This is a genomic window from Caulobacter sp. (assembly GCF_017744445.1).
Classification (GTDB): Bacteria; Pseudomonadota; Alphaproteobacteria; order Caulobacterales; family Caulobacteraceae; genus Caulobacter.
In genome coordinates, this window is sequence record NZ_JAGIBH010000003.1 from 275,837 (window position 1) to 300,956 (window position 25,120).

At 68.4% G+C, this 25,120-nt stretch carries 29 protein-coding genes; 9 read left to right on the forward strand and 20 right to left on the reverse strand.

From position 1 onward, the window contains the following. Positions 1 to 8: 8 nt before the first annotated feature. Positions 9 to 1,073, forward strand: coding sequence for an alpha/beta fold hydrolase (locus tag J7528_RS06400; protein ID WP_291872105.1), 1,065 nt, complete (start codon positions 9 to 11; stop codon positions 1,071 to 1,073). A gap of 5 nt (positions 1,074 to 1,078) precedes the next feature. Here the strand turns inward: J7528_RS06400 and J7528_RS06405 are convergent, their stop codons facing one another. From J7528_RS06405 to J7528_RS06415, 3 genes are read right to left on the reverse strand one after another with little or no spacing between them, the layout of a single operon-like run. Beyond that, positions 1,079 to 1,444: a hypothetical protein gene (locus J7528_RS06405; RefSeq protein WP_291872106.1), complete on the reverse strand. Its 366-nt coding sequence runs from the start codon at positions 1,442 to 1,444 to the stop codon at positions 1,079 to 1,081. Beyond that, on the reverse strand, positions 1,441 to 2,340 hold the full coding sequence (locus J7528_RS06410; protein WP_291872107.1) for a hydroxymethylglutaryl-CoA lyase: 900 nt from the start codon (positions 2,338 to 2,340) through the stop codon (positions 1,441 to 1,443). Before J7528_RS06410 ends, J7528_RS06405 begins: the two co-directional genes overlap by 4 nt. Then, positions 2,337 to 4,019, reverse strand: a complete 1,683-nt coding sequence (locus J7528_RS06415; RefSeq protein WP_291872108.1) for a glycosyltransferase family 39 protein — start codon at positions 4,017 to 4,019, stop codon at positions 2,337 to 2,339. The genes J7528_RS06410 and J7528_RS06415 overlap by 4 nt, the downstream gene beginning before the upstream one ends. A 169-nt stretch (positions 4,020 to 4,188) precedes the next feature. On the opposite strand from J7528_RS06415, the gene J7528_RS06420 reads away from it, so the two are divergent. Both J7528_RS06420 and J7528_RS06425 read left to right on the forward strand, forming a co-directional pair. Beyond that, positions 4,189 to 4,914, forward strand: a complete 726-nt coding sequence (locus tag J7528_RS06420) for a glycosyltransferase family 2 protein (RefSeq protein WP_291872109.1) — start codon at positions 4,189 to 4,191, stop codon at positions 4,912 to 4,914. A 96-nt stretch (positions 4,915 to 5,010) separates the two neighbouring features. Next, positions 5,011 to 5,433, forward strand: a complete 423-nt coding sequence (locus J7528_RS06425) for a hypothetical protein (protein ID WP_291872110.1) — start codon at positions 5,011 to 5,013, stop codon at positions 5,431 to 5,433. 183 nt (positions 5,434 to 5,616) lie between these two features. Here the strand turns inward: J7528_RS06425 and J7528_RS06430 are convergent, their stop codons facing one another. Together J7528_RS06430 and J7528_RS06435 are read right to left on the reverse strand one after the other, a co-directional pair. Next, entirely contained in the window at positions 5,617 to 7,641 is a 2,025-nt protein-coding gene (locus J7528_RS06430; protein WP_291872111.1) for an FkbM family methyltransferase, read from the reverse strand. 19 nt (positions 7,642 to 7,660) lie between these two features. After that, positions 7,661 to 8,122, reverse strand: coding sequence for a tRNA (cytidine(34)-2'-O)-methyltransferase (locus J7528_RS06435; RefSeq protein ID WP_291872112.1), 462 nt, complete (start codon positions 8,120 to 8,122; stop codon positions 7,661 to 7,663). Positions 8,123 to 8,324: 202 nt separating this feature from the next. Here J7528_RS06435 and petA point away from each other — a divergent pair, with 202 nt between their 5' ends. The 3 genes from petA to J7528_RS06450 are packed head-to-tail and all read left to right on the forward strand — an operon-like array spanning position 8,325 to position 11,028. Beyond that, positions 8,325 to 8,876 (forward strand): ubiquinol-cytochrome c reductase iron-sulfur subunit, encoded by a 552-nt coding sequence (gene petA, locus J7528_RS06440; protein WP_291872113.1) that lies wholly within the window; start codon positions 8,325 to 8,327, stop codon positions 8,874 to 8,876. 5 nt (positions 8,877 to 8,881) lie between these two features. Beyond that, entirely contained in the window at positions 8,882 to 10,168 is a 1,287-nt protein-coding gene (locus tag J7528_RS06445; RefSeq protein ID WP_291872114.1) for a cytochrome b/b6, read from the forward strand. A 5-nt stretch (positions 10,169 to 10,173) separates the two neighbouring features. Next, entirely contained in the window at positions 10,174 to 11,028 is an 855-nt protein-coding gene (locus J7528_RS06450) for a cytochrome c1 (RefSeq protein WP_291872115.1), read from the forward strand. A 300-nt stretch (positions 11,029 to 11,328) separates the two neighbouring features. Here J7528_RS06450 and J7528_RS06455 read toward each other — a convergent pair whose 3' ends face one another. Further along, entirely contained in the window at positions 11,329 to 11,799 is a 471-nt protein-coding gene (locus J7528_RS06455; RefSeq protein WP_291872116.1) for a GNAT family protein, read from the reverse strand. A 158-nt stretch (positions 11,800 to 11,957) separates the two neighbouring features. Next, a complete protein-coding gene (locus J7528_RS06460; protein ID WP_291872117.1) occupies positions 11,958 to 12,722 on the reverse strand; it encodes a hypothetical protein in 765 nt (254 codons plus the stop codon). 95 nt (positions 12,723 to 12,817) lie between these two features. Here J7528_RS06460 and J7528_RS06465 point away from each other — a divergent pair, with 95 nt between their 5' ends. Then, on the forward strand, positions 12,818 to 13,507 hold the full coding sequence (locus J7528_RS06465) for a TMEM175 family protein (RefSeq protein WP_291872118.1): 690 nt from the start codon (positions 12,818 to 12,820) through the stop codon (positions 13,505 to 13,507). Positions 13,508 to 13,509: 2 nt separating this feature from the next. On the opposite strand, the gene J7528_RS06470 is transcribed toward J7528_RS06465, so the two are convergent. The 4 genes from J7528_RS06470 to ychF all read right to left on the reverse strand — a co-directional run bounded on the left by J7528_RS06470 (position 13,510) and on the right by ychF (position 16,811). Then, positions 13,510 to 14,211, reverse strand: coding sequence for a hypothetical protein (locus J7528_RS06470; protein WP_291872119.1), 702 nt, complete (start codon positions 14,209 to 14,211; stop codon positions 13,510 to 13,512). A 75-nt stretch (positions 14,212 to 14,286) separates the two neighbouring features. Further along, positions 14,287 to 14,967 (reverse strand): dienelactone hydrolase family protein, encoded by a 681-nt coding sequence (locus J7528_RS06475; RefSeq protein ID WP_291872120.1) that lies wholly within the window; start codon positions 14,965 to 14,967, stop codon positions 14,287 to 14,289. Further along, positions 14,967 to 15,647, reverse strand: coding sequence for a dienelactone hydrolase family protein (locus J7528_RS06480; RefSeq protein WP_291872121.1), 681 nt, complete (start codon positions 15,645 to 15,647; stop codon positions 14,967 to 14,969). Before J7528_RS06480 ends, J7528_RS06475 begins: the two co-directional genes overlap by 1 nt. A 63-nt stretch (positions 15,648 to 15,710) precedes the next feature. Further along, positions 15,711 to 16,811 (reverse strand): redox-regulated ATPase YchF, encoded by a 1,101-nt coding sequence (gene ychF / locus J7528_RS06485; RefSeq protein WP_291872122.1) that lies wholly within the window; start codon positions 16,809 to 16,811, stop codon positions 15,711 to 15,713. 122 nt (positions 16,812 to 16,933) lie between these two features. Here ychF and J7528_RS06490 point away from each other — a divergent pair, with 122 nt between their 5' ends. Next, entirely contained in the window at positions 16,934 to 17,764 is an 831-nt protein-coding gene (locus J7528_RS06490; protein WP_291872123.1) for a pirin family protein, read from the forward strand. Between the two features lie 5 nt (positions 17,765 to 17,769). On the opposite strand, the gene J7528_RS06495 is transcribed toward J7528_RS06490, so the two are convergent. The 3 genes from J7528_RS06495 to J7528_RS06505 all read right to left on the reverse strand — a co-directional run bounded on the left by J7528_RS06495 (position 17,770) and on the right by J7528_RS06505 (position 19,603). Then, positions 17,770 to 18,048 carry a hypothetical protein gene (locus J7528_RS06495; protein ID WP_291872124.1) on the reverse strand — a complete coding sequence of 93 codons (279 nt, stop codon included), beginning with the start codon at positions 18,046 to 18,048 and terminating at the stop codon, positions 17,770 to 17,772. 170 nt (positions 18,049 to 18,218) lie between these two features. After that, a complete protein-coding gene (locus tag J7528_RS06500; RefSeq protein ID WP_291872125.1) occupies positions 18,219 to 18,509 on the reverse strand; it encodes a hypothetical protein in 291 nt (96 codons plus the stop codon). A gap of 59 nt (positions 18,510 to 18,568) precedes the next feature. Continuing rightward, a complete protein-coding gene (locus J7528_RS06505) occupies positions 18,569 to 19,603 on the reverse strand; it encodes an aldehyde reductase (protein WP_291872126.1) in 1,035 nt (344 codons plus the stop codon). Positions 19,604 to 19,694: 91 nt separating this feature from the next. Between J7528_RS06505 and J7528_RS06510 the strand changes: the two genes are divergently transcribed. Further along, positions 19,695 to 20,627 (forward strand): AraC family transcriptional regulator, encoded by a 933-nt coding sequence (locus J7528_RS06510; protein WP_291872127.1) that lies wholly within the window; start codon positions 19,695 to 19,697, stop codon positions 20,625 to 20,627. Here J7528_RS06510 and J7528_RS06515 read toward each other — a convergent pair. From J7528_RS06515 to pth, 6 genes are all read right to left on the reverse strand, one after another. Beyond that, positions 20,619 to 21,461 carry an alpha/beta hydrolase gene (locus J7528_RS06515; protein WP_291872128.1) on the reverse strand — a complete coding sequence of 281 codons (843 nt, stop codon included), beginning with the start codon at positions 21,459 to 21,461 and terminating at the stop codon, positions 20,619 to 20,621. The genes J7528_RS06510 and J7528_RS06515 overlap by 9 nt on opposite strands. 26 nt (positions 21,462 to 21,487) lie before the next feature. Further along, positions 21,488 to 21,736: a helix-turn-helix transcriptional regulator gene (locus tag J7528_RS06520; protein WP_291872129.1), complete on the reverse strand. Its 249-nt coding sequence runs from the start codon at positions 21,734 to 21,736 to the stop codon at positions 21,488 to 21,490. Next, on the reverse strand, positions 21,736 to 22,338 hold the full coding sequence (locus J7528_RS06525; protein ID WP_291872130.1) for a DUF2975 domain-containing protein: 603 nt from the start codon (positions 22,336 to 22,338) through the stop codon (positions 21,736 to 21,738). Before J7528_RS06525 ends, J7528_RS06520 begins: the two co-directional genes overlap by 1 nt. Positions 22,339 to 22,402: 64 nt before the next feature. Further along, positions 22,403 to 23,629 (reverse strand): Xaa-Pro peptidase family protein, encoded by a 1,227-nt coding sequence (locus tag J7528_RS06530; protein ID WP_291872131.1) that lies wholly within the window; start codon positions 23,627 to 23,629, stop codon positions 22,403 to 22,405. Between the two features lie 25 nt (positions 23,630 to 23,654). After that, positions 23,655 to 24,404 (reverse strand): tetratricopeptide repeat protein, encoded by a 750-nt coding sequence (locus tag J7528_RS06535; RefSeq protein WP_291872132.1) that lies wholly within the window; start codon positions 24,402 to 24,404, stop codon positions 23,655 to 23,657. A gap of 49 nt (positions 24,405 to 24,453) precedes the next feature. After that, entirely contained in the window at positions 24,454 to 25,071 is a 618-nt protein-coding gene (gene pth, locus J7528_RS06540; protein WP_291872133.1) for an aminoacyl-tRNA hydrolase, read from the reverse strand. Positions 25,072 to 25,120 lie beyond the last annotated feature (49 nt).

The following is a 25,120-nucleotide window of genomic DNA, read 5'->3' on the forward strand; positions in this document are numbered from 1 at the left end:
TGCGCCCCATGAAACGCTCGATCCTCGCCGCGCTGGCGCTCGCCCTGACCCTTCCGTTCGCCGCCCAGGCCGCCGAGTGGCCGACCAAGGAAGGCGACTTCATCGCCAAGGACGTCACCTTCAAGTCGGGCGAGAAGCTGGCCGAGGTGCGGCTGCACTACACCACGCTGGGCACGCCGCATCGCGACGCCAAGGGCCAGATCGACAACGCGGTGATGGTGCTGCACGGCACCGGCGGCTCGGGGAAGAACTTCCTGACCCCGGTCTTCGCCGACGAACTCTATGGCCCCGGCCAGCCGTTCGACCTGGCCAAGACCTATGTGATCCTGCCCGACAACATCGGCCACGGCGCCTCGTCCAAGCCCAGCGACGGGCTGCGGATGGCGTTTCCGCACTACGACTACGACGACATGGTCGCCCTGCAGCACAGGCTGCTGGTCGACGGCCTGGGCGTGACCAGCCTGAAGGTGATCCTCGGCACCTCGATGGGCTGCATGCACGCCTTCGTGTGGGGCGAGACCTATCCGGGCTTCGCCCAGCGCCTGGCGCCGTTCGCCTGCAACACCGTCGCCCTGGCCGGTCGCAACCGCATGTGGCGCAAGATGGCGATCGACGCGATCAAGGCCGATCCGGCCTGGATGGGCGGCAACTATACGACCCAGCCCATGCTGGGCATCCGCGCCGCCGCCGACCTGCAGATCATCGCCGGCGGCAATCCGATGGCGATGCAGGCGCAATTCCCGACCCGAGAGGCGACCGAAAAGGCGCTGGACCAGTCCTTTGCCCGCATGACGGCCAATTACGAGGCCAACAACGCGCTCTACTGGCTGGACGCCTCGCGCAACTACGACCCCTCGCCGAACCTGGAAAAGATCACCGTGCCGGTGCTGTGGGTGAACTCGGCCGACGACTTCATCAACCCGCCCGAGCTGGGCCTGGCCGAGCAGATGGTCAAACGCATGCCCAAGGCGCGCTTCGTGCTGATCCCGGCCTCGGTCGAGACGCGCGGCCACGGCACCCATACCTCGGCGAAGTTCTGGAAGGCCGACCTGGCGAAATTGCTGGCCCAGTAGGGCGGCTACATCGGGCCGATCGACTCGAACCGCTCGCCGTTGGGCCCGACGATCGAGGTCGGGGCCTTCAGGCTGCGGGCCGGCAGCATCGCCTTGTAGCGTTCGTAGACCGCCACGCCTTTGCCGGCCTTGGCGGTCAGGCACAGATCGTATTCGCCTTCGCGGCCCCAGGGCTGGCGCTGCGAGCCGGCGATGTCGCGGTCGCTCTTCACGCTGGCCGCGACCTTGTCAGACAGCTCGCGATCGATGCCCGCGCCGTAGCTGGCAAACTTGATCGTCACGTCGCAGCGCCCGGCCGGCGTCTCCGCCATTGGCGCGGTCGCGCAGGCGGTCACGGCCAGGGGCAGCAGCAGGACGGGCAGGCGGGTCATTTGGGGAAGCCTCCGGCGCGGGCCAGGGACGAGGCGGGGGCCTTGCCCAGCTTGGCGCTGACGTCGCGGCCGATCTCGATCAGGGCCGCCAGGTCGTAACCCGTCTCGAAGCCGGCCCGTTCCAGCATGTAGACCAGATCTTCCGTGCCGATATTGCCCGTGGCGTTCGGCGCGAACGGACAGCCGCCCAGGCCGCCGACCGAGGCGTCCAGCACGTCGACGCCCGCCTGGACGCTGGCATAGGCGTTGGCCAGGCCCGTGTTGCGGGTGTCGTGGAAGTGCATGCGCAGGCGGGCCTCCGGCGCGGCGGCGCGGACGGCCTCGATGCGCTTGGTCACGACCCACGGGTCCGCCACCCCAATGGTGTCGGCGATGGCGATCTCCGGGACGCCCAGGCTGGCCGCCTCGCGGGCGATGGCGACGACCTGGTCCTCGCCGACCTCGCCGTCGAACGGGCAGCCGAAGGCCACCGAGATGGTCGCGGTGATCGGCGGGCCGCCGTCCACGGCTTGGCGCTCGGCGATGGCGGCCAGGGTGTCGATCTGCTGGCGCACCGTGGCGCCCTGGTTGGCGACGCCGAAGCCGTCCGAGGCGCAGACCACGACATTGGCCTCGTCGCAGCCGGTCGACACGCAGCGCTCCCAGCCACGCATGTTCAAGACGAGGCCGATGCGCGAGTGGACGCGGTCAGACGGCAGGGCGTCCATGATCTCTTCCGCGCCGGCCATCTGCGGCACGCGGTTGGGGTTCACGAACGACACGACCTCGGTGCGCTTGGCGCCGGCGGCTTCCAGTTTGCGGATCAGGTCCAGCTTGTCGGCGACCGACAGGATGGTCTTTTCGTTCTGCAGGCCGTCGCGCGGGCCGACCTCGACGATCTGGATGAAGCGGCTCATCGGGCGGGCTCCTCTTCTTCGATCTGGGGCTCGCCGCGATAGATGGTGAGCTTCTCCTGGTCGCCGTCGGAATAGTTCAGGCCCTCGATCACTGACACCGGACGCGGCGTCAGGCCCAGGGCGGTCATGGCCTCGCGGAAGGGCTTTTCCTCGCGGCTCTCGACCACGGCCGGGCGGCCTTCCGAGACCGCGTCGGCCGCGCCCTCGCCATCGGTCAGCTCGGTGGCGGTGCCCAGCTGGAAGATCAGGCTGGGCTCGGAATAGCCGGTCAGGGCCACCGGGCCGGCGGCGCCCGAGCGCGGCGACAGGCGCGCCTTGTCCAGGGCGTCGGCGATGTCCTTGGACAGGAACAGGGGCTCCAGGCGCGGGATTAGGCCGGCGGTCAGGGCGATGTGGGCGCCGACGCCCAGCACCCCGGCGGTGACCAGGGCGCGCACCGAGTGATGACGCAGCAGCAGGAACGCGCCGGCGACCCCGGCGCCTAAGGCCAGGCCCGCGGCCAGGACGGTCCAGACCAGGTCGTTCTTCGCGCCGAACTTCACTTGGCCATAGATCGCGACGGCGGCCAGCAGGGCGGCCATCAGCACCGATAGGGCAGCCCCGATCCAGCGCGGCCACTTGGCCAGCGGCTCGCGCACGGCGGCCGCCATCAGCATGGCCAGGGCGCCGTAGGCTGGCAGTTCGTAGTGCACCAGCTTGGTCGGCAGGATCTCGAACATCAGCCAGGTCGGGATCAGCCAGCACAGGGCAAAGCGCACGCCCGGATCCTTGCGCCGGGTCCAGCCCAAAACGAGGCCCGCCGGCAGCAGCAGGGTGGCCGGGAACGACAGCAGCGGGGCGAGCAGGGTGTGATAGCCGAACGGGCCTGAGTGCCCCTCCTGGCCGCCGGCCATCTTGGGGGCCAGGTCGCCGCCGATCGCCGTGCCCCAGAAGGCGCCGTCGGTGGCCACGGTGATCATCATCGCCCACGGCAGGCAGATGGCGCAGAACAGGATCAGGCCCCAGGTCCAGCCCAGGTCCTTCATCCAGGCGGCCTTGCGGTCCCAGATCGCCAGGGCCGCCAGGGCCAGGAAGGCGACCAGCAGGCCGACCGGACCCTTGATCAAAGCAGCCACCGACAGGCCCAGCCAGAAGGCCAGCTTGGTCCACTTGTTCGCCGTCTCGCCCTTCAGGTGGGCGGCGTAAACGCGCGCCAGCGCCGCCATGGCCAGGGTCGTGCCGCCGCACAGGGCCGCGTCGGTCTTGGCGATGAAGGCCTCGGTCGACAGCAGGAAGGTCGCGCCCAGGATGCCGCCGGCGATCAGGCCGGTGCGCGGATCAAAGAGGGCCGCAGCGCCCCACGCGACGGCCGCCGCCGCCAGCATGGCTCCCAGCAGCGAAGGCAGGCGATAGGCCCAGATCCGGCGGTCCTCGGCGTCGGAGAACGCCTTGACGCTCATGGCCTGCAGCCAGTGGATGCCGACCGGCTTCTTGAAGCGCGGCTGGTCCTGGAACTTGATGACGACGTAGTCGCCGGTCTCGAGCATCTGCGAGGTGGCCTGGGCGAAGCGGCTCTCGTCGCGGTCCAGCGGCGGCATGGCGAACAGGCCGGGCAGGCCGGCGATCAAAGCCACCAAGGCGGCGAACAGAGGGCCGCGCCAACCGCGGCTCCAGTCATCCAGGCGAGATTCAAGCGTCATGCGGCCACGTTTAGCACGATCCTTCCGCCAGAGCGCGATAGCCGAAAGTGGAAGCCGGTTTCGGCGGCGATCGCGCTCTAATCTATTGAATCAAGGCCTGTTTATCCTTTTCAAAAGTAGACTTTTGAAAAGGACAGGCCTTGGCGAATTTTTCAGCTATTAGAGGGCGATGATCGCCACCCCCGACTTTTCCGTCGTCGTCCCCGTCTTTGACGAGGGCGAAGCCGCCCCGAAGCTGGCGCGCGAGATCGCGACCGCCTTCAACGGCGACAATTACGAGATGATCTTCGTCGACGACGCCAGCCGCGACGACACCAAGGCCCGCCTGGTCGCCCTGAAGGCCGAGATCCCGCAGCTGCGCGTGCTGGGTCACCGCAAGAACTCGGGCCAGAGCCGCGCCGTGCGCACCGGCATCCTGGCCGCGCGCGGGCCGATCATCGTCACCCTGGACGGCGACGGCCAGAACGACCCGGCCGACGCTCCGCGCCTGGCCAAGACCCTGCGGGCCGGCCCCGACGTGCTGGCCCTGGTCGGCGGCGAGCGGGTCAAGCGCCAGGATAGCAGCGCCAAGCGCTTCGCCTCCAAGTTCGGCAACGGGGTGCGCAAGCGCCTGCTGAAGGACACCGCCAACGACACCGGCTGCGGGCTCAAGGCCTTCCGCCGCGAGGCGTTCCTGCGGCTGCCGTACTTCGATCACATCCACCGCTACATCCCGGCGCTGATGCTGCGCGAGGGCTATGAGGTGGCGTTCGAGCCGGTGAACCACCGTCACCGCGAGAGCGGCGTGTCCAAGTATACGAACTTCGGTCGCCTCAAGGCCTCGATCTCGGATCTCTTGGGCGTGATGTGGCTGCAGTCGCGGGCGCGCAATCCCCAAGGCGTGGACGAAGCCTGACCCGCGACAGGCGAGACAGCTTCACCGAAACCAAAATTACCGCTACGTCTTAACCATGGCATGAAGTTCTCGACGCATGCCAAAGGGGGAAGCTCGATGTTCGCAGCCGTTCCGCTGCTGGCCTTGCCGGTCATCATCTACAATCTGGTCGCGCTGACCCTGGCTGGAGGCTTCAAGGCGGCCGACGCGGGCGTGCGGATGAGCGACAAGCTGTTCACCATCCACATGACCTCGCGGGCCGAGTGGGGCGTCAGCCTGGGCGACCTGCTGCTGGCCGCCTCGCTGGTGGTGCTGTTCGTTGAGCTGCTGAAGTCCACGACCAGCCGCCGGATCGCCATCATCAACCACTCGCTGTCGATGGTGCTGTTCATCCTGTGCCTGGTCGAGTTCCTGCTGTTCCCGGCCTTCGCGACCTCGACCTTCTTCCTGGTCACCCTGATGGTGCTGCTGGACGTGCTGGCGGGCTTCATCGTGACGATCGTGGCGGCGCGTAGGGATGTGGATTTCGGGGACCACTGAGTTTCCTCACTCGATCACCCCTTTCCTGCCTTCCTAGGCCTTGTGCCTAGGACCCATCTTTCCGCGTCTCGGACAGGATTGGGTGTTCGCCCACACTGGCGGCGCTCTTCGTCATTCGACCAGTCCAGCCGACCCATGGGTCCTAGGCACAAGGCCTAGGAAGGCGGGGGTATTGGGTCGACCTCAGGCCAGCTTCAGCCCCATCACCGACAGTGGCCGCTCCAGCGGGGCGCCCAGGATGTTGGGCGAGCCGATGTCGCCGTGCCACCAGGTGGCGTAGCCCAACGATTTCAGTAGTTTCAGCGACGACTGGCTGCGCTTGTCGGGCTGGCACTCCATGTAGATCAGCGGGCGGTGGGCCTTGATGGTCTTGGCCGCGCCGCGCAGCACGTCGATCTCCATGCCCTCGACGTCGATCTTGATCAGGTGGCAGGCGGAGAGATTCAGGCTGTCGACCGTGATCATCGCCACCGCCTCGCCGGCCTCGTCGTCGAGATAGGTGAGGGTGTCGGCGCGGTTGCGGTCGGGCGCGAGGGTCATCATGCCGAAATTGCTGGGCTCGCCATAGTTGATGCCGGGCACGCGCATGGCGCCCTTCTTGGCCCCGACCAGGTTCATATAGGCGTGGACATTGGCCCAGCTGTTCAGGGCCACGCTGGCGACCATGGCCTGGAACATGATCCGCTGCGGCTCGAAGGCGTAAACCCGGCCGGTCGGTCCCACGAAGTTGCAGAAGGCCAGGGTGTGCGTGCCCATGTTGGCCCCGACGTCCAGAACGGTCTGGCCGGGCTGGATCAGTTGGCCCAGCAGATCGAGCTCATCGCCCGACCAGACGCCGGTCTCCTGGATGCCGCTGAAGATGTAGAGGTCGTTCTGATTCAGCAGCATCGGCCCGAAGCGCGACGGCACGACCTTGTTGAACTCGGGCCGCGCTGGCGGGGCTTCTGGCCCGGGCGGCACCTCGGGGAGGGCCGCCAGGGTCAGGTCGTCGTCGGACAGGATCCGGGCGGTTGGACACGCCTCGCGGGCCTGCCACAGGCAGACGCCGGCGGTCACCGGGCTCTTGCGCCACAGCCAGGGCAGGGCGGCCATGCGGATCGCATCGAGGAAGGCGTCGGCCTTGGGACCCGCGCGCAGGGCGATCAGGTCCTGGCTGACCTGATTCCACAGCAGGCCGTCGCGGCCGATCAGCGACACGCCCTGCTCGGTGTCCGGCAGGAGGACGGTCGGATCGGCCGAAAACACCGTGCGCGGATGGGCGAGAATCAGGTCGCCGCCGATCGCCGGGCCCGTCGCCGCCAGGGTGCGCAGCCGGATCACGCCGAAGCGATCGGCCAGGCTGTCGGGCGGGTCGGTGACCAGGGTCTCGGCGGAGACCCGAACGCGCTCGCCGCGCTCGCCGCCCCATTCGACAAGGACGCGCGCGACGTCTGGCGAGGCGTTGCACAGATGCAGGTGAACGTTCCAGTCCGGCGCGGCGGCCTCCAGCGACTGGGCCAGGCGCAAGGCCGCCAGGGCCTCGCGGTCGCCCAGGGCGACGCTGACCACGGTCCGCGCGGCCTTGGTCACGACGATCTCGAAGGCCTCGGGCGAGGAGAACCTGGCGTCGGGCCGCTGCGTCGGCCATTCCACGGCCTGGCCCAGGCGCTCCAGGGCGGCGGCCAGGCATAGCTCGGCGACGCCCTCGCCATTGACCTCCAGGGCGATGGCGTGGCGGGCGGCGTCGGCGCTGCCCTCGTAGTCGCCGCGCTCCAGCCGGATGACCGCCAGGGCCAGCCACGACGGGCCGTGGGCGTAGCGCTCCAGCCCGCTGCGGAATAGGCCCTCGGCCACGGCCAGGTCCTGGCTGTATTTCAGCAGCATGACGCCGCAGTTGTAGTGGTGCTCGGCCAGCTCCGGGTGCAGGTCGCGGGCCTGCTTGAAGGCGTCGAAGGCGGTGGTCAGGTCGCCCGAGCCCGCCGCGGCCAGGCCGGTCATCGACAGGGTCACGCCCTGGTCGCCCTCGGTCCCGAACAGGCGAGCGGCGGCGGCGACCGTATCGGTCATCCGCTGGAAACGCTTGAAGTAGGAATCGCGCGCGGCCTGCATCAGCAGCTGGTAGCGAACCGGCTCCATCGCGCCCTCGAGACGCAACGGCGTGAGCAGCAGCCAGTCCAGCTGCGATCTCAGATAGGCGATGTCGGCGCCGGCGCGCTGAGAATCGATCATGGGTTGATCTTAGAAAAGATCAGGCTTCCGGGAAGCCGCCCGTCTGCCTCAGGGCTTCACCCAGGGCCATGGCGGCGGTGGTGGCCAGGTTCATCGAGCGGGTCTCGGGACGGATCGGAATGACGATACGGCCCTGGACGGCGGCATGGACCTCTTCCGGGGCGCCCTTGCTCTCGTTGCCGAACAGCAGGGTGTCTCCGGCTTCGAACGAAAATCGGTGGAAAGGCGTCGCGCCGCGAGTCGTGAAAAGCAGCAGGCGACCCTCGGCCCGTTCCGGGGCGGCGAGAAACGCGTCCCAACTATCGTGCCGCTTGAGGTGCGCCAGAGGCCCATAATCCAGGGCCGCGCGCTTCAAGCTCTTGTCATCCAAAGGAAAACTGCAGGGCTCGATGACATCCAGGCCGGCGCCAAAGCACGCCGAAAGCCGAATGGCCGCCCCGACGTTCTGGGGAATACCCGGTTGAAAAAGTGCGATACGCATAATAAGCGAACCAACCACAAGGGCAGCAGGGGCTTTGCCGGGAATCGAAAGGGCTTGCGGACTTCGTCCGCGCGTCCGATACGACGATCCGACCGCTGCCTTGTGGCGGAGATCCGCATGCGGGTCGAGCAAGATATGGCGTCGAAAGGCGCTTCTCCAAGCCGGCCGCGTTTCGTGGCCTGCGGAATTAAGGGGTGACTAGGTGGCCGACACCGCCGTGGGCGCAACGACCGAGCCGGAACACGGGAGCGATCCCTCCCGGCGCGACTTTATTCACATCGCCGCGATCGCGGCCGCCGCCGGCGGCGCCGCGACTTTGGTGTGGCCGTTCATCGACCAGATGAACCCGTCCGCCGACACGCGGGCGCTGGCCTCGACCGAGTTCGACCTGACCAAGGTCGCAGAGGGCCAGCAGGTCACGATCAAGTGGCGCGGCAAGCCGCTCTTCGTGCGTAACCGCACCAAGGCGGAAATCGCCAAGGCGGTCGCGGACGACAGCGCGTCGATGAAGGATCCGGCGACGGACGCCTCGCGCGTGAAGCCCGGCAAGGCCAACTGGCTGATCGTCGGCGGCAACTGCACCCACCTGGGCTGCGTGCCGACCTTCGGCGGCGGCGAGTACGGCGGCTGGTTCTGCCCGTGCCACGGCTCGGTCTATGACACCTCGGGTCGTATCCGTAAGGGCCCCGCGCCCCTGAACCTGGTGGTTCCGGAATACGCCTTCCTCACCGACACCAAGGTCAAGATCGGCTAAGCGATATGAGCGGACATTCGACCTATCAACCGAAGACCGGTATCGAGCGCTGGCTCGACGCCCGTCTGCCGATCGTGCGCCTGGGCTACGACTCGTTCGTCGACTACCCCACCCCGCGCAACCTGAACTACTGGTGGACCTTCGGCGGCATCCTGTCGCTGTGCCTGGCCTCCCAGCTGATCACCGGCATCATCCTGGTGATGCACTACAACCCGAGCGCTCAGGGCGCCTTTGCTTCCGTCGAGCACATCATGCGCGACGTGAACTATGGCTGGCTGATCCGCTACATGCACGCCAACGGCGCGTCGATGTTCTTCATCGCCGTGTACATCCACATGCTGCGCGGCCTGTACTACGGCTCCTACAAGGCGCCGCGTGAAGTGCTGTGGCTGCTGGGCTGCGTGATCTACCTGCTGATGATGGCGACCGCCTTCATGGGCTACGTCCTGCCCTGGGGCCAGATGTCGTTCCACGGCGCCGTCGTCATCACCAACCTGTTCGGCGCCCTGCCGCTGGTCGGCGAAAGCATCACCACCTGGCTGTGGGGCGGCTTCGCGGTCGACAACCCGACCCTGAACCGCTTCTTCTCGCTGCACTACCTGCTGCCCTTCATGATCGCGGGCGTCGTGATCCTGCACATCTGGGCTCTGCACGTCGTCGGCCAGAACAACCCGACCGGCGTTGACCCCAAGTCGAAGGCCGACACCGTTCCCTTCACGCCGTACGCCACGGTGAAGGACGGCTTCGCGATGAGCGTCTTCCTGATCCTCTTCGCCTTCTTCGTCTTCTACATGCCCAACGCCCTGGGCCACGCCGACAACTACGTCGAAGCCAACCCGCTGGTGACGCCGTCGCACATCGTTCCGGAATGGTACTTCCTGCCGTTCTACGCGATCCTGCGCGCCGTTCCGGACAAGCTGATGGGCGTGCTGGCCATGTTCGGCGCCATCGCCTGCCTGTTCGCCCTGCCGTGGCTGGACACCTCGAAGGTGCGCTCGATGCGCTACCGCCCGACCGCGAAGATCTACTTCGTGTTCTTCCTGGTGGCCTGCATCGTGCTGGGCTTCTGCGGCGCCAAGTTGCCCGACGATCCCGTGATACCGCACCTGACCACGTTCCAGCTGGGCGGTTCGGACCTGAACAGCTTCGTGTGGCTGTCGCGCGTCGCCTCGCTCTACTACTTCGCTTTCTTCCTGGTCGTTCTCCCGGTCCTGGGTCTGGTCGAAAAGACCCTGCCCGTGCCGGACTCGATCGCCTCGCCGGCCCTCTCGGCCGACGCTCACAAGGGTTGATCCCGATGCTCCGCAAACTCTCGGTTATCGCGGCGGCGGCGGGTCTCCTGGTCGTCGGCGCCGCCGGCCCGGCCCTCGCCAACGGCGGGGCCCTGAAGGCCAAGGAAGTGCACTGGTCGTTCGAAGGCCCCTTCGGCAAGTTCGACCAGGCGCAGCTGCAACGCGGCTTCAAGGTCTATCGTGAAGTCTGTTCGGCCTGCCACTCGCTGAAGCTGGTTTCGTTCCGGAACCTGGGCGACAAGGGCGGTCCGTTCTACAACGAGAAGTACCAGAACCCGAACGACAACCCTTGGGTCAAGGCGATCGCCAAGGACTACGAGGTCAACGACATCGACGGTGAGACCGGCGACGCCATCAAGCGTCCCGCGACCAGCGCCGACCACTTCCCGTCGCCCTTCGCCAACGAAGCCGCGGCCCGCGCCTCGAACGGCGGCGCCCTGCCGCCGGACATGTCGCTGCTGGCCAAGGCGCGCGAAGAAGGTCCGGACCACATCTACTCGGTCGTCACCGGCTATGTGGATGCTCCCAAGGGCCTGACGGTCCCGACCGGCGGTCACTACAACCCGTACTTCCCGGGCGACCTGACCTCGGCCTGGCACGGCGATCACAAGCACACCCCGCCGGGTGGCTTCATCGCCATGGCCCCGCCGCTGAAGGCCGGCCTGGTGACGTTCGACGACGGCACCAAGTCGACCCTGGACCAGCAAGGCAAGGACGTCGCGGCGTTCCTGATGTGGGCCGCCGAGCCCAAGCTGGAAGAGCGCAAGCAGACCGGCTTCGCCGTTCTGATCTACCTCGTCCTGCTCTCGGGCCTGCTGTACGCCAGCTACAAGACGGTCTGGAAGAACGAGTCGCACTGAGCCTGCCTTAGCAGGCTCAGCCTCTAAAGATGGAGCGCGTCGTCGTGCTCCGAGCGGCTGGTTCACAGAGCTGAATACGGAAAGGCCCGGTGGAAACACCGGGCCTTTCTTTTGGTTTGAACTCTGAAACCAGCAAACCAACCCTGCCTTCCTCGCCCTTGTGGCGAGGACCCATGGCGCGGCTTGGCTCGGCGGCTTTGATCGTGACGCCGCCAGCGTGTGCGAGCTCCCGCAAAGCGGCGCCGGCTGAACGATGGGCCCTAGGCACAAGGCCTAGGGAGGCAGTTGAGGGTTAGGCGCTTAAGTCTCCAACCGCCACAGGATCAGCGGCCCGTCCTCGGCGTCCTCCCGCTCGCCCACGGCGGCGAAGCCGTTACGGGCCAGCACAGCCTGCGAGGCCAGGTTCTCCACCGAGGTCTCGGCGGTCAGCGCCAGAACACGCTCGTCCGCCCGCGCCCAGGCGGCCAGGTCGGCGACGGCGCGGGTGGCGACGCCTTGGCCCCAGCGGGTGGGGGCCACGCCATAGCCGATCCGCAAGCTGCGGTCGGAGGCGTCCAGCGGCTGGGTGGGCGAGATCAGGCCGACGATCTCGCCGTCCTCGACGATCATCCAGGCGGCCGGGCTGAACACCAGCCGGATGCCGTCGGCCAGCTGAGCCAGCATGGCCAGCACCTCCGGCGGGGCCAGCGGGCTGTCGGGCAGGCGATAGGGAGCCGGAGCCTCGCCGCGCAGCAGGGCGGCGAAGTCTTGGGTCTTGGCTTCGATGAGCATTCTTGAAAGGTCTCGGCAGGGCATGCGCCGCGAAGGGCGCGATAAACCGAGCGGCGGACGTCAGGCGTGCGAGCGCGCGTCGCCGCTGCGGCGGCTGTGGGCGATGGCGACGACGATCAAAGGCGCTCTCCTGCGTCTGAGCGTCCAGCCTTAGGCCCTCAGGGCGCGACCGACAAGGTGCGGGCGTCGGCGGCCAGCCGCAGGCGGTGACGGCCCCACAGGCCCGTGCCCAGGGTCCCGGTCACGCCCTCGGGCAGGTCGTCGGCCAGGCTGGCGGGCACGTTCTCCGCCAAGACCCCGCCGATCGACAGGGCGCGCAGGCGGGCCGGGGCCTTGTGGCGGGCGGTCATGTCCAGCTTGCCGGTCGCGGCCGCGCCGCGCGTCGACAGCCGCGCCATGGCCTTGGAGGCGGTGTCGATCGCGAAGGCCCCCTGCAGGGCCACGGGGCCGTCGCTGACGGCCGCGACGATGGTCGGCAGGCCCTCGACCACCTCGACCGGCAGAACGACCTGACGGCGCGCCCGCCAGGGCTTGTCGATCCGCACTCGGCAGTCGGCGAAGTCGATCTCGACGCTGTGGCCGGCCAGGACGTCCATGCCGATGACGCCGGCGATCGGGGTGACGAAGCCGGCGCCGCGCGCGTCCAGGTCGGCGACCTTGATCGGCACGGCCGGCGTCTTCAGTCCGGCGACCTCGACGGACAAGGGCAGTTCGGGCTCGGTGATCCCGGCCATCTGGGCCTTGGTCTCGTGCAGCAGGGTGCGCGGGGCCGACAGGTCGATGACGTAGTCGCCGGCCATGTCGCCGATCACCGCCGGCGCGATCACGGCTCCATTCTCGAACCAGCACGCCGTCTCGCCGGCCCTCGCCGAACCGGCGGCGAGGACAACGGACAGGGCCAGGACGGAAACGCGGCGACGCATGCGACTCAGCCTAGCCCAGCCGTGACGCTTGCGCGACGATCTCGACAGCTTCGCCGAACGGCGTTCATCATGGCGTCGGGCTGAGGGCGATGACCATGGCGGACGAGTACGATCCTGAACGCGAGGCGGGCAAGCGGCTGGACGCCTTCGTCGACGCGGCCTTCGCCTTCGCCGTCACCCTGCTGATCATCGCCAGCGCCGAGCCGGCGGCCGATATCGCCGCCCTGTGGGACGCCCTGGGGCGCATCCCGGCCTCGCTGGGGGCCTTCGCCCTGATCGCCATGTTCTGGCTGGCCTATCGCGAGTACGGACGCCTGGTCCCGCGCCGCGACACCCTGTCGACCCTGAACGCCCTGGCCATCGTCTTCACGGTGCTGGTCTATGTCTTCCCGCTGCGGATGCTGGTCGAGTCCGGCTTCGTCTGGGCCTCGCGCGGCCTGCTGTCGGGCGAGAAGATCATCCGCACCTTGAGCGACCTGCGCGACCTTTTCCGCATCTACGGCGTCGGCTTCGCGATCCTGGCGGGACTGTTCACGGCCCTGTACTGGCGCGCGATGCGCCACCCCGAGCGCCTGGGCGTGGTGTCCGAGAGCCTGGCCCAGATCCGCTTCAGCTTCGAGATCTGGGCGCTGGCGGCGTTCACGGGCCTGCTGTCGGCGGCCATGACCTTCGGCCCGATGGCCAACGCGCCGTGGATGCCGGGTTTCGCCTACTGGCTGATCCCCGTGGTCATCGGCCTGCGCGCGCCGGTGGGACGCCTGCTGAAGCGCGGACGCCCCGCCTGAGGTCAGCCCGCCTGCTTGCGGCTGCCCAGCTTGCACGGCGCGCCGGCCTGGGCGGCTTCGGCGCAGGTCATGGAGCTGAGCGTCGCGGCCGAGCCGGGCGCGGGATTGTCGACCACATAGCCCTTGCCGTTCTTGCAGCTCAGCTCGTAGCGGGTGATCGGCGGCGTGCCGCCCGAGCCCAGATAGGCGCCGTTGGCGACTTCGCAGTCGGGGGCGATCTTGGCGGCGATCGGGGCCAGGCCCATGGCCGGCTGGAAGTTGCCGCGCATCAGGCAGTACAGCCCGCGCGGCCAGGCCTTGCCGGCCGCCTCGGCCGAGTCCTGCACGGCCAGGCAGTCCAGCGGCTGGACGTCCGCGACGGACTTGCGATTGATGATCCAGCCCATGGCGTCGCGGCACACCAGCTCGTAGCTGGGCACCTTGGACGGCGTGTCCGACAGCTCGGCGGCGTCGGTGACGTCGCACGGTATCTTCAGCTGGGCCGCTAGCTCCCGGGCCATCTTCACCTGCATCGGATTGCCCGACTCGCGCGGCTTGATCCGAGGCCCCGACTTCTGGGTCCGCAGGAAGTCGATGTTCTTCATGTCCTGTCGCGCCGGCGGAGGCGGCGGCATGTAGCCGCCGAACTGCGCCATGGCCGGCGCGACCCCGATCGCCAGAACCGCGATGGCGCTGATAACGATTCCGGACAAGATCCTGCGCATGAGCCTGCTCCCCCTCGATGCTTAAGGTTGAGCAGACTGATCCGCTATCGGCTTTCGGTCAACAGCACCTGCTCGTCAGGCTTCGGCTTTGCCGCCGCCGGACCGCTGGAACAGCTGCAGCGTCCGCAAGAGAGCCAGGCGGGCGCTGTCGGGATGGTGACCGCTTGGGGCCACGAAGGCATGGCCGGCCTCGTACAGATGGATCGGCAGCTCGGGATGCGTGTCCCGGATCGCCTCGACGTCCGGCAGCGGGATCATGCTGTCGGTCTTGCCGAAATGCAGGATGGTCGGGACCTTAGGCGTCTCGTCGCGATAGGCGACGATATCGCCGCCGTAGAAGGCCGAGACCGCCGACAGCCCCTCGCAACGGCAGGCCGCCAGCCAGGCCGTGGTGCCGCCATAGCAGAAGCCCATGGCGAACACTGGGCCCTGCATGGCCTCGATACAGGCCTGGACGCGGGGCAGGGTCGAGAGGCCCCAGCCGGTCGCCTTGCCCATGGCCATGCGGGCGTCGAGGATCGCGGGCGTCAGGTCCTCGACCGGAAAGTCGGCGTCGGCCGCGTCCATCAGGCTGGGAACGATGACCTCATAGCCCTGCTCGGCCAGGCTGTCGGCCAGCTGGCGCAGGTGCGGGGTGACGCCCCAGATGGCGTGCAGCATGACGATACCGCCGCGCCTGGCTTCCTGGGGCGGGGCGTGATAGGCGGCGAACGGCGCGCCGTTCTCGCGGCACGCGAGGGCGATACGCTCTCCCATCACCGGGCTCCGTGAGCTTCGAACAGTTCGACCGTACGGGCGCGGGCCTGCTCGGCGTCGGCCAGGTCCGAGTCCGGACGGCCGTCATTGTTGAAGCCGTGGCCGCTGTTCTCGTAGACGTAGACCGGCACGTCCGGATGCGCGGCCTCGACCTTGGCCTTGACCTCGTCGGCGGGGATGTGGCCGTCCTTGCGGCCCAGGTGCACGATCACCGGCGCGTTCAGCGCCAGCTCGGCATTGGCGGCGATCATGCTGCCGTAATAGGCCGCGCCCGCCGCCAGGCCCTTCAGCCGGGCGGCCGACAGCCACACCAGCGATCCGCCCAGGCAATAGCCGACCGCGAACACCGGACCGCGCGCGGCCAGGTCGTCGATGCAGGCCTGGATGTCCGACAGCATCGCGTCGATCCCGATCTTCTGCACGTAGCTGACGCCGGTCTGGAAGCCCTTGGGATCATGTTCGGCGGTGAAGCCCGGCTCGGCGCGGTCGAAGATCGACGGCGCCAACACCTCGAACCCCCGCGCCGCCCACCGCGCCACGTCGGCCTGGACGTACTGGTCGAGGCCGAAGATCTCCTGGATCACGACCACCCCGCCCTTGCGCGCGCCTTCGGGCTGGGCGTGCAGGGCGGTGAACGAAAAGCCGTCGATGGCGGAGGTCAGGGTGACGGTGTCGGACATGGCGATACTCCCTAAAGCAAACGGCCGGGGCGTTTCCGCTCCGGCCGCTGATCTTTTGAACGCTTAGACGTTGAAGCGGAAGTGCATCACGTCGCCGTCCTTGACGACATATTCCTTGCCTTCGGCGCGCATCTTGCCGGCTTCCTTGGCCGGGCCTTCGCCGCCCAGCTTGACGAAGTCGTCATAGGCGATGGTTTCGGCGCGGATGTAGCCCTTCTCGAAGTCGGTGTGGATGACGCCGGCCGCCTGCGGGCCGGTGTCGCCGACGTGGATGGTCCAGGCGCGGGCTTCCTTGGGGCCGACCGTGAAGTAGGTCTGCAGGTTCAGGAGCTTGTAGGCTTCGCGGATCAGGCGGTTCAGGCCCGGCTCTTCCAGGCCCAGGGTCTCGAGGAACTCGTTGCGCTCCTCGGCGTCCAGCATGGCGATCTCGCTCTCGATCTGGGCCGAGATGACCACCGACTTGGCGTTGTCCTTGGCGGCGCGTTCGGCGACCAGGGCGCTGTACTTGTTGCCCTTGTCGGCGCTGCCTTCCTCGACGTTGCAGACATAGAGGGCCGGCAGCGAGGTAAGCAGCTGCAGCATGTGCCAGGCCTTCTCGTCCTCCTTGTCCACGGTCGCGGCGCGGGCCGGACGGCCCTCGCGCAGCTGGGCGAGAGCCAGGTTGATCAGGCGCAGGGTGTTGGCGGCGTCCTTGTCGCCGCCCGACTTGGCCTTCTTCTCGACGGCCGGCAGGCGCTTTTCCAGGCTCTCCAGGTCGGCCAGCATCAGCTCCATCTCGATGATCTCGAGATCGCTGAGCGGGTCGATGCGGCCCTCGACGTGGGTGATGTCGTCGTCCTCGAAGCAGCGGGCCACGAAGGCCACGGCGTCGCAGTCGCGGATGTTGGCCAGGAACTGGTTGCCCAGGCCTTCGCCCTTGGACGCGCCGCGCACCAGGCCGGCGATGTCGACGAAGGTGATCCGGGCCGGGATGATTTCCTTGGAGCCGGCGATCTTGGCCAGGGCGTCCAGGCGCGGCTCGGGCACGGCCACGTCGCCGGTGTTGGGCTCGATCGTGCAGAACGGATAGTTGGCGGCCTGGGCCGACGCCGTCTGGGTCAGGGCGTTGAACAGGGTGGACTTGCCGACGTTGGGCAGGCCGACGATGGCGACTTTCAGGGCCATGGAACTCTCGTGAATTTCGTTGGGCGGGCGATTAGCACGGATGGCCGGGAAAGGCGAACGAGAGGGGCCTCTTGCATCAATTGCAACCAGACCTGATATCAATGCGCGATAAGGAGCTTCCCATGAGCGTTCGTCCCGTCCTGAAAGTCGTGAAGGGCCTGCCCGCCTCGGATGGCGACGGCGTGGGGCTGACCCGCATGCTGGGCACGCCGGAAGCCCAGATGTTCGACCCGTTCCTGATGCTGGACTGTTTCGACAACGACCAGGCGTCGGACTACATGGGCGGCTTCCCCGACCACCCGCATCGCGGCTTCGAGACCGTGACCTACATGCTGGAAGGCCGGATGCGTCACAAGGACAACACCGGCCGCGAGGGTGTGATCGGGCCGGGCGGGATCCAGTGGATGCGGGCCGGCAAGGGCATCGTCCACTCCGAGATGCCCGAGCAGGCGGAAGGGCGCATGCGCGGCTTCCAGCTGTGGGTGAACCTGCCTGCCAAGCTGAAGATGAGCGAGCCCGGCTATCAGGAGTTCGAGAGCGACGCGATCCCCGTGGAGGCCCGCGACGGCGGCGTCACCGTGAAGGTGATCTCCGGCGCGACGGATGCGGGTACGCCCGGCCCGATCGGCGGCGGCGCGGTCGACGCCCTCTATTTCGACGTCGTGCTGCCGGCCGGGACCGTGTTCGAGGAACCGGTCGGCGACGACCGCAACGCCATGCTGGCCGTCTATGAGGGCCAGGTGCGCGTTGCGCACGACACCGTGGACGCGCTGTCGGGCGTGTTCCTGGGGCGCGGTGACACCGTCCGGGTCGAGGCCGTCACCGACGCCCGCGTGCTGCTGCTGGCCGGTCGTCCGATCGACGAGCCGGTGTTCTGGCACGGGCCGTTCGTCATGAACTCCCGCGAGGAAATCGCGCAGGCGTTCGAGGACTATCAGCGCGGGCGGTTCTAACCGCTTTAGCGGATGTCGGTCGCGCTCTCGAAATAGGCCGTGGCGCTGCCTTCGGCATGGGCGACGATCGAGACGTCGAAGCCCTTGCCGTCGTCCAGCGCCAGATGGACCCGTCCCCGGTGAAAGGCTTCGCGCATGACCTCGGGCTCGCCGGTCAGGCCGCCCTTGGCCGAACGCAGGCCGCGGTTGTCGAGATAGTGCAGCGAGAAGGTCACGGGATGGACCTGACGCGCGATCGTCAGTTCGCCTGCGCCGGTGTGCGGCGGCTTGGGTTGTCTTGCCATGAGGTATGAACGCGCGAAGCGCGGTCATGGGTGCGGCGAAAGCTGTGGAAAGAGGGGCGGCCCGGCGATCGTCGGGGGGGCGTGTGGCCGGGCCGCTGTGTCTGGAGGGCTATGACGCCGTCGGGACGCTTAAGAGAAATCGCCAGGGCGTGGTCGGTTCCCTTGGATCTTTAGCGAACGCCGCACGCGCGCAGCATCGCGGTGGAAGCGGCGATGGCCTCCTCGGCGGGCAGGCCGCGCGTATCGCGGGCGCGGGCCAGGGCAGCCTTGCAGGCCGGCTCGTCGGCCTTCGGGATCGGCGAGGCGGCAGGCGCTGGTTGGGGCGCCGAGGCTTGTGCGGGATGCACGCCGACAAAGACCAGAACCGCGATCACGCTGAACAGCAGCAAGGCGGCCAGGGCCACGGCCATGACCGCGCGGCCGTCGTCGTTGGCGATGACAATCCGCTGGGCCAGGGTCATGGCGACGTCTCGCTTGGCTTGATGAGGCCAAGTGTTAACGCGCGACGGGGCGAGATGTTCTAGGCGCCGTCGATCAGGCCCAGCCGCAGCAGGCTCTCGGCGGCGGCGATGATGGACTCCTCGGCCGAACGTGGCGACCAGCCCAGCAGGCGGATGGCTTTTTCGCTGGTGGCGTTCATGGTCACGCCCAGGAACGGGACCAGGGCCTTCAGCGCCGGATTGCCCGCGGCCGCGCCCAGGCGCACGACGGTGTTGGGGATCTCCTTGGTCGGGACCTTGGCCGCCGCGTCGCCGAGCCGCGCGCGCAGGATCGCCGCCACCTCGCGCATCCACAGGCTCTGGCCCGCGATAGCCAGGAAGCGCTGGCCCTTGGCGGCGGGGTCGGTCATGGCGCGCAGGTGCAGGTCGGCGACGTCGCGCACGTCGACAAAGCCGGAATTGACCTTCGGACAGCCGGGGATGCCCTCCAGCATCTGCTTGATCAGTCGGATCGAGTGCGAATAGTCGGCCCCCAGCGCCGGGCCCATCACGGCGGTCGGGTTGACGGCCGCCAGCTCCAGGCCGCGCCCTTCGGTGGCGATGAAGTCCCAGGCCGCGCGTTCGGAAAGGGTCTTGGACTTCTGATACGGCGGGACCTTGTCGTTCAACTCCGTCCAGTCAGTCTCGTCGAACGGCCGCGTCATCGGCTTGTGGCCCATGCCGACCGCACCGAAGGCTGAGGTCAGCACCACCCGCTTGACGCCCGCGTCCCGCGCCGCGCGTAGGACCCGGAAATTGCCCTCGACCGCGGGGATGATCCATTCCTCCTCGCTGGCATAGTCGCCCGACGGCGTCGGCGAGGCGCCGTGCATGACATAGGCGCAGCCTTCGGCGGCCTCGCCCCAGCCGGCGTCGTCGCTAAGGTCTGCCGTGACGAAGCTCAGGCGATCGCCCGGTTCGGCCCCGCCGACCTTCAGATAGGCGCGGACCTCGGCCTCGCGCCCAGGCGTCCGCAGGGTGGTGCGCACCCGATAGCCTTGGGCCAGCAGCGCCAGGATGCAGTGCTGGGCGATGAAGCCCGTGCCGCCCGTCACCAGAACCAGATCGTCTCGCATAGGTCTCTCCTGATCGATGGCGGGACCCTATCGATCAGATGTCGGACGCAGAATGCTTGTGGGTCCGCAATACTTGCGCAAAAATCCGAAAATGATCGTCGATCCGTTCTCCGAAATCCTGAGCCTGACCCAGGCCCAGGCCGTCCACGCCGGCGGCTTCGAGGCCGGCGGGCCGTGGGCGATCCGCTTTCGCTCGCGCCACCGGATCAAGATGTCGGCCGTGCTGCACGGCGGCTGCTGGTTCTGGTTCGAGGACGAGCCGCAGGCCAAGGTGCGGCTGGAGGCCGGCGACATCGGCCTGCTCACCGCCCAGCGCGACTATGTGATGGCCAGCGCGCCAGGCATCGAGCCGGTCGAGGCGACCAGCCTATTCGCGCGCGAAGGCCTGGCCTCGGCCGTGCTGGGCGACGGCGCGGACTTTGGCTTCATCGGCGGCCACATCTTGCTGAACCAGGGCAATGGCGGACTGCTGGCGGACGTCCTGCCGCCTTGGCTGCACATCAAGGGCGGCTCGTCCCAGGCCGCCGCCTTCGGCTGGCTGCTGGGCCGGCTGGTCGAGGAGGCGCGCGGCGATCTGCCCGGCGCGCAGCTGGCGTCGACGCACCTGGCCCAGCTGCTATTCACCGAGATCCTGCGCTCGCACTTGGGCGCGGGCGGTCCGCTGCCGGCCGGCTGGCTGCGGGCCCTGGCCGATCCTCGCACCGCGCCGGCTCTGCGGCTGATGCACGGCGATCCCAGCCGGGCGTGGCGGCTGGACGAGCTGGCCAGGGCCTGCGCCATGTCGCGGACCTCGTTCGCCGAGCACTTCAAGGCCGTGTCGGGCAAGGCGCCCCTGACCTACCTTACCGATTGGCGGATGCGCCTGGCCGAGCGGGCCCTGCGCGACGAGGCGACGGCCGTGGCCCAGATCGGCCTGGCCCTGGGCTATGCCTCGGAAAGCGCCTTCAGCAACGCCTTCAAACGCGTGACGGGCAGCTCGCCGCGCGCCTGGCGCGGCGCGGCGAGAGCGGTGGCGCTAGGGTGAGACGAAGGCCGTCACCCGGTCGGCGAAGTCCTTCGGTTTTTCCAGGTACATGAAGTGCCCCGTCGCCGGGACGGTTTCCAGCTTGGCGCCGGGCACGGCGGCGGCGACGGCGTGGGCCTGGTCGAAGACGTCCTTGATGTCGACCTCGCCGACCAGCACCAGGGTGGGGACGCGGATCTGGTCCAGGCGGTCCTTGGCGTCGGGGCCGGCGCGCTCGACCTTGCCGCTGGGATTGGCCAGGTTTTGCGGGTTGGCCTTCAGCAGGGCCACGACGCGAGCGCGTTGGGCGTCGGCGGACTTGGTCAGGATGTAGGGATCCTTCACCGCGCCCTCGAGATTTCCGGTCTTGATCAGCACCGCCAGCTTCAGGCCGCGCGCGATGAAGCCTGCCGAGGGCTTGAAGCCGCTGATCCACGGGCCAGCCAGGACCAGGCCGTCGACCGCCTCCGGGTGGGCCAGGGCGAAGTCCACGGCGATGCCGCCACCGGCCGACGAGCCGACCAGGGTCGCGTGCTCGACGCCCGCCGCCTTCATCACCGCCGACAGGTCGTCGACCGAGGCGAACGGCGTGGTCGCCGCCGGCGTCGCGCCATAGCCGCGCCGATCGTAGCGCACGACCTTGAAGCGCTGGCACAGCAAGGGCCAGACGTCGTCATAGGCCGCCGAGTGCAGGATGCCGTCGTGCAGCAGCACGATAGCCTTCTCCCCGGATCCGCAGGTCTCGTAGGCGACCTTGCCGCCCTCGGCCTCGGCGAAGGTCTGGGCTTGGGAGAGCCCGGCCCAGAACAACAGGCAGCCGGCCGCGATCGCCCGAGCGGGCGTTGAAAGTCTCATGGCGTGTCTCCGGGAAAAGGGCGCCGTCAGCCGGCGCGTTTGACGTCTTCGGTCTGCACGTCGGGCGGCTGTTCGGGCTGGTACTCCAGGATGTCGCCCGGCTGGCAGTCCAGGAAGTCGCAGATGGCTTCCAAGGTCTCGAACTTGACGCCCTTCACCTTGCCGGACTTGAGCAAGCTGAGGTTGGCGTCGGTGATCCCGATGGCGCGGGCCAGCACGTTGGAGCGCACCTTGCGCTTGGCCAGCACGACGTCGAGGCGCAGGACGATCGGCATCAGACGAAGGCCTCCCGGTCCTGCTCGATCTCGCGGCCCACCTGCATGACCTGGCCGATCACGAAGACCAAGAGGCCCAGGATGAAGGCCTGCAGGCTGGCCATGTGCGCCCAGTTCTTGTCGATCTCATAGTGGGTGGCGGCCAGGACGACGTGGCACAGGAACGGCGAGACGGCATAGGCGCACAGCCAGGCCCCGACCCGGCCGAAGCGGCGGGCGGCCTGCGCGGAGAACACCTCGCCGCGAGCATAGCCGGCGAACAGCGCGCGCAGGCTCCAAAACATCATCAGGATGGGCGTCGCGCGGGCGATGCCCACGGCGACATAGACCAGGCGATGGCCCAGGGGCAGCGAGCTGAACGCCACGGTGTTGGCCGGCGCTTCGCCGATATAGCAGTTGTCGGGCCCGATCCGGACCAGCTCGCCCTTGTAGAACAGCATGGTCGCGATGGCCGCGACCAGGATCGCCGCCGCCAGGGCGAAGACGCTGGTGAACAGCCAGACCGCCGCGCGGCTGCCCAGGCGCACGCGGCGCTGGGCTGGGCTTTCCTGGGGCGCGGGCGGGGCGCGGTAGAGCGGTTTCAGATGCAGAACCGTGGCCATGACGTCCTCCATGACGCCACAGTCGATTCTAAAAAAGTTTCTGTCAATCGATATTGATTGGGCGTCAGCCCATCGGCTTGTCCAGCGACTTCGGCGGCTGGCTGAACCAGCGCGGGCCGTCCGGGGTCAGGTGGATGCAGTCTTCCAGGCGCACGCCGAACTCGCCGGGGATGTAGATGCCGGGCTCGTCCGAGAAGCACATGCCGGGGGCCAGTTTGGTGGTCTCGGACATCACGAAGTTCACCGGCTCGTGGCCGTCCATGCCGATGCCGTGGCCGGTGCGGTGCGACAGGCCCGGCAGTCGGTAGCGCGGACCCCAGCCCAGGCTGTCGTAATAGGCGCGGACGGCGCGGTCGACCGAACCGGCCTCGGCCCCGATCTTGGCCGCCTCGAACGCCACCTGCTGGCCCTTGGCGACGTCGTTCCAGACCTTGCGCTGGCGGGCGGTGGGCTCGCCGAACACGAAGGTGCGCGAGATGTCCGACTCGTAGCCGCCGACATTGCAGCCGCAGTCCATCAGCACGACCTGGCCCTCGCCCAGCACCTGGGGCTGGCGCGAGCCGTGCGGATAGGCCGAGGCCTCGCCGATCAGGATCAGGTTGAAGCTGACCCGCGCGCCCTGGCCCGTGGTGTAGGCGGCCATCAGGGCGGCGATGTCCTTGGGCCCCATGCCGGCGCGAACATTGGCGTGGGTGTGCTTCAGCGCCGCGACGGTGATGTCGGCGGCGACCTGCATCAGGGCGATCTCGGCCGGCGACTTGATCATCCGGCAGCCGCGGAACACCGCCGCGCCCGAGATGACCTCGGCGCCTGGCAGCGCCGCCTTCAGGCCGTCGACGATGAAGAGGCGGGTGGTCTCCTCCATGCCGATCTTGCCCGAGGCCAGCTTGCGGTCGGCCAGCAGGCCGGCGGCGATGGCGTAGGGGTTCTCGTCCTCTTCCCAGGGACGGATCTCGGCTGGCACGCCCAGGCTCTGGCGGATCGAGGGCTCCTCGAACTTGGGCATCACCATGCCCACCTGGCCTTCGCGCGGGATGATCGCCAGGCACGGGCGCTCGCTGCGGCTCCATTGGACGCCGGTGAAGTAGTCCAGCGACGAGCCGGCCTCGGTGACGATCGCCGACAGGCCCAGCTGGACCATCAGCGCCTGGGCGCGCGCCAGGCGCGAGGCGCGCTCGGCAGGGCCGATCAGGGCGATGCCGTCGGTCAGCTTCTTGTCCCGGGCCCAGGCGGGTGCGGCGGCGAGGGCGGCGGCGCCAGCCAGGAAACCGCGACGCGGGAGGTCTTGCATGGTGGTCTCCTAGGCCCAGATGGCCTTAACCGATGGCCTGGGCCGCCAGGTCGCGCCAGCCCTTGGCTTCCTTGCGGAAGTGGCTGTGGGTCTTGGACAGGCGCTTGTCGATCTCGGCCAGCTTGGCGCGGGCCTCGTCCTTGCGGCCCATGCGGGCCAGGAAGACGGTGTAGCGGGCGATGCCCTCGAAGCCTGGATAGTGGTCGGCGGCCCACGACAGGGCGGTCTCGGCCTGCTCCTCGCGGCCCAGGGCGTGATAGACGCGGCCCAGGGCCAGCATGGTGTGGGGCGTGCGGCCGGCATTGGGCTGCTCGCCCAGCTTTTCCAGCAGCGGCAGGGCGTCGTTCGGGCGGTTCAGCTCGATCAGGGCGTTGGCGCGGCCCAGCAGCAGCTGGGCATCGTCGGCGTACATGCCCGTCAGGCTTTCATCGTACAGGCGCTCGGCCTCGGCGTGCTTGCCAAGCTCGGTGGCGGCCACGGCCATGCGGACGCGGTTGGCGACGGTGGGGGCGTCATCGACGGCGCGGGCGGCTTCGCGATACTCGCGCTGCGGGTCCAGGGCCTTGCGGGCGGCCTGACCCATCTTCTGGGCCGTGCGGCCGCCGAACCATGCCGGGGCGATGATGGCGACGAAATAGACCAGCCCGCCCACCGGCTGGAACGCCAGGATGATCCACAGCCAGTACATCTGCTGGCCGGTGCGGACCACGTGGACGCACAGGGCGATGGCGATCAGGAGCGACAGGCCGATCAGCGGCAGCGGTAGCGAGAACATCGATAACCCCGGACTTGCCCCCGGTCTTTCCCGCGCCTGCCGCTTTCCGTCAATCGTCCTTAGGAGGCTTGCGAGGATCCGCCTTCGGCGCGGGCGCCAGGCGCATCACCTCGGCCTGGTAGCGCTCGTCGTCGCCCACGGCGGCGAAGGGCAGGGCGTCGGCCAGGGCGTCCAGCATCGGGTCCAGCCACTGGTGCTCGACCTTGTGGAAGTCGCCCAGCACATAGTGCATGACCGCGTCCTTGTGGCCCGGATGGCCCACGCCGATGCGACCCCGGCGGAAGGCGTCGCCGACCTGGCTGGTCACCGAGCGGATGCCGTTGTTGCCGGCCGCGCCGCCGCCGGCCTTCATGCGGAAGCGGCCCGGGGCCATGTCGATCTCGTCGTGGAAGACGATGACGTCCGACGGCGCCAGCTTGAAGAACTTCATCGCCTCGCCCACGGCGCGGCCGCTCTCGTTGTAATAGGTCTTGGGCTTGAGCAGCAGCAGCTTGACCACGCCGTCGGGGGTCGAGACCTGCCCCTCGCAGGCCAGGCCCTGGAAGCGCGCGCGCCATGGGGCCGTGCCCCACTTTCGGGCCAGGGCGTCGACGGCCATGAAGCCGACATTGTGGCGGTTCTTCTCGTACTTGGGCTCGGGATTGCCCAGGCCGGCGAGGATCAGCATCGCGGTGTTCTCAAAAGCACAAAGCAAAACGGGCGGACCGTGAGGCCCG

What these genes read in the sequence shown, in the direction of transcription:
- J7528_RS06500 (WP_291872125.1), bottom strand. Translation starts at nt 18,509, where the DNA reads ATGACCCTGGCCCAGCGGATTGTCATCGCCAACGACGACGGCCGCGCG.
- J7528_RS06465 (WP_291872118.1), top strand. Translation starts at nt 12,818, where the DNA reads ATGGCGGACGAGTACGATCCTGAACGCGAGGCGGGCAAGCGGCTGGAC.
- J7528_RS06530 (WP_291872131.1), bottom strand. Translation starts at nt 23,629, where the DNA reads ATGCAAGACCTCCCGCGTCGCGGTTTCCTGGCTGGCGCCGCCGCCCTC.
- J7528_RS06525 (WP_291872130.1), bottom strand. Translation starts at nt 22,338, where the DNA reads ATGGCCACGGTTCTGCATCTGAAACCGCTCTACCGCGCCCCGCCCGCG.
- J7528_RS06415 (WP_291872108.1), bottom strand. Translation starts at nt 4,019, where the DNA reads ATGACGCTTGAATCTCGCCTGGATGACTGGAGCCGCGGTTGGCGCGGC.
- J7528_RS06405 (WP_291872106.1), bottom strand. Translation starts at nt 1,444, where the DNA reads ATGACCCGCCTGCCCGTCCTGCTGCTGCCCCTGGCCGTGACCGCCTGC.
- J7528_RS06480 (WP_291872121.1), bottom strand. Translation starts at nt 15,647, where the DNA reads ATGTCCGACACCGTCACCCTGACCTCCGCCATCGACGGCTTTTCGTTC.
- J7528_RS06475 (WP_291872120.1), bottom strand. Translation starts at nt 14,967, where the DNA reads ATGGGAGAGCGTATCGCCCTCGCGTGCCGCGAGAACGGCGCGCCGTTC.
- pth (WP_291872133.1), bottom strand. Translation starts at nt 25,071, where the DNA reads ATGCTGATCCTCGCCGGCCTGGGCAATCCCGAGCCCAAGTACGAGAAG.
- J7528_RS06470 (WP_291872119.1), bottom strand. Translation starts at nt 14,211, where the DNA reads ATGCGCAGGATCTTGTCCGGAATCGTTATCAGCGCCATCGCGGTTCTG.
- J7528_RS06505 (WP_291872126.1), bottom strand. Translation starts at nt 19,603, where the DNA reads ATGCGAGACGATCTGGTTCTGGTGACGGGCGGCACGGGCTTCATCGCC.
- J7528_RS06520 (WP_291872129.1), bottom strand. Translation starts at nt 21,736, where the DNA reads ATGCCGATCGTCCTGCGCCTCGACGTCGTGCTGGCCAAGCGCAAGGTG.
- J7528_RS06535 (WP_291872132.1), bottom strand. Translation starts at nt 24,404, where the DNA reads ATGTTCTCGCTACCGCTGCCGCTGATCGGCCTGTCGCTCCTGATCGCC.
- J7528_RS06455 (WP_291872116.1), bottom strand. Translation starts at nt 11,799, where the DNA reads ATGCTCATCGAAGCCAAGACCCAAGACTTCGCCGCCCTGCTGCGCGGC.
- J7528_RS06490 (WP_291872123.1), top strand. Translation starts at nt 16,934, where the DNA reads ATGAGCGTTCGTCCCGTCCTGAAAGTCGTGAAGGGCCTGCCCGCCTCG.
- J7528_RS06425 (WP_291872110.1), top strand. Translation starts at nt 5,011, where the DNA reads ATGTTCGCAGCCGTTCCGCTGCTGGCCTTGCCGGTCATCATCTACAAT.
- J7528_RS06515 (WP_291872128.1), bottom strand. Translation starts at nt 21,461, where the DNA reads ATGAGACTTTCAACGCCCGCTCGGGCGATCGCGGCCGGCTGCCTGTTG.
- J7528_RS06445 (WP_291872114.1), top strand. Translation starts at nt 8,882, where the DNA reads ATGAGCGGACATTCGACCTATCAACCGAAGACCGGTATCGAGCGCTGG.
- J7528_RS06495 (WP_291872124.1), bottom strand. Translation starts at nt 18,048, where the DNA reads ATGGCAAGACAACCCAAGCCGCCGCACACCGGCGCAGGCGAACTGACG.
- J7528_RS06460 (WP_291872117.1), bottom strand. Translation starts at nt 12,722, where the DNA reads ATGCGTCGCCGCGTTTCCGTCCTGGCCCTGTCCGTTGTCCTCGCCGCC.
- J7528_RS06410 (WP_291872107.1), bottom strand. Translation starts at nt 2,340, where the DNA reads ATGAGCCGCTTCATCCAGATCGTCGAGGTCGGCCCGCGCGACGGCCTG.
- J7528_RS06430 (WP_291872111.1), bottom strand. Translation starts at nt 7,641, where the DNA reads ATGATCGATTCTCAGCGCGCCGGCGCCGACATCGCCTATCTGAGATCG.
- J7528_RS06435 (WP_291872112.1), bottom strand. Translation starts at nt 8,122, where the DNA reads ATGCGTATCGCACTTTTTCAACCGGGTATTCCCCAGAACGTCGGGGCG.
- J7528_RS06510 (WP_291872127.1), top strand. Translation starts at nt 19,695, where the DNA reads ATGATCGTCGATCCGTTCTCCGAAATCCTGAGCCTGACCCAGGCCCAG.
- J7528_RS06450 (WP_291872115.1), top strand. Translation starts at nt 10,174, where the DNA reads ATGCTCCGCAAACTCTCGGTTATCGCGGCGGCGGCGGGTCTCCTGGTC.
- J7528_RS06420 (WP_291872109.1), top strand. Translation starts at nt 4,189, where the DNA reads ATGATCGCCACCCCCGACTTTTCCGTCGTCGTCCCCGTCTTTGACGAG.
- ychF (WP_291872122.1), bottom strand. Translation starts at nt 16,811, where the DNA reads ATGGCCCTGAAAGTCGCCATCGTCGGCCTGCCCAACGTCGGCAAGTCC.
- J7528_RS06400 (WP_291872105.1), top strand. Translation starts at nt 9, where the DNA reads ATGAAACGCTCGATCCTCGCCGCGCTGGCGCTCGCCCTGACCCTTCCG.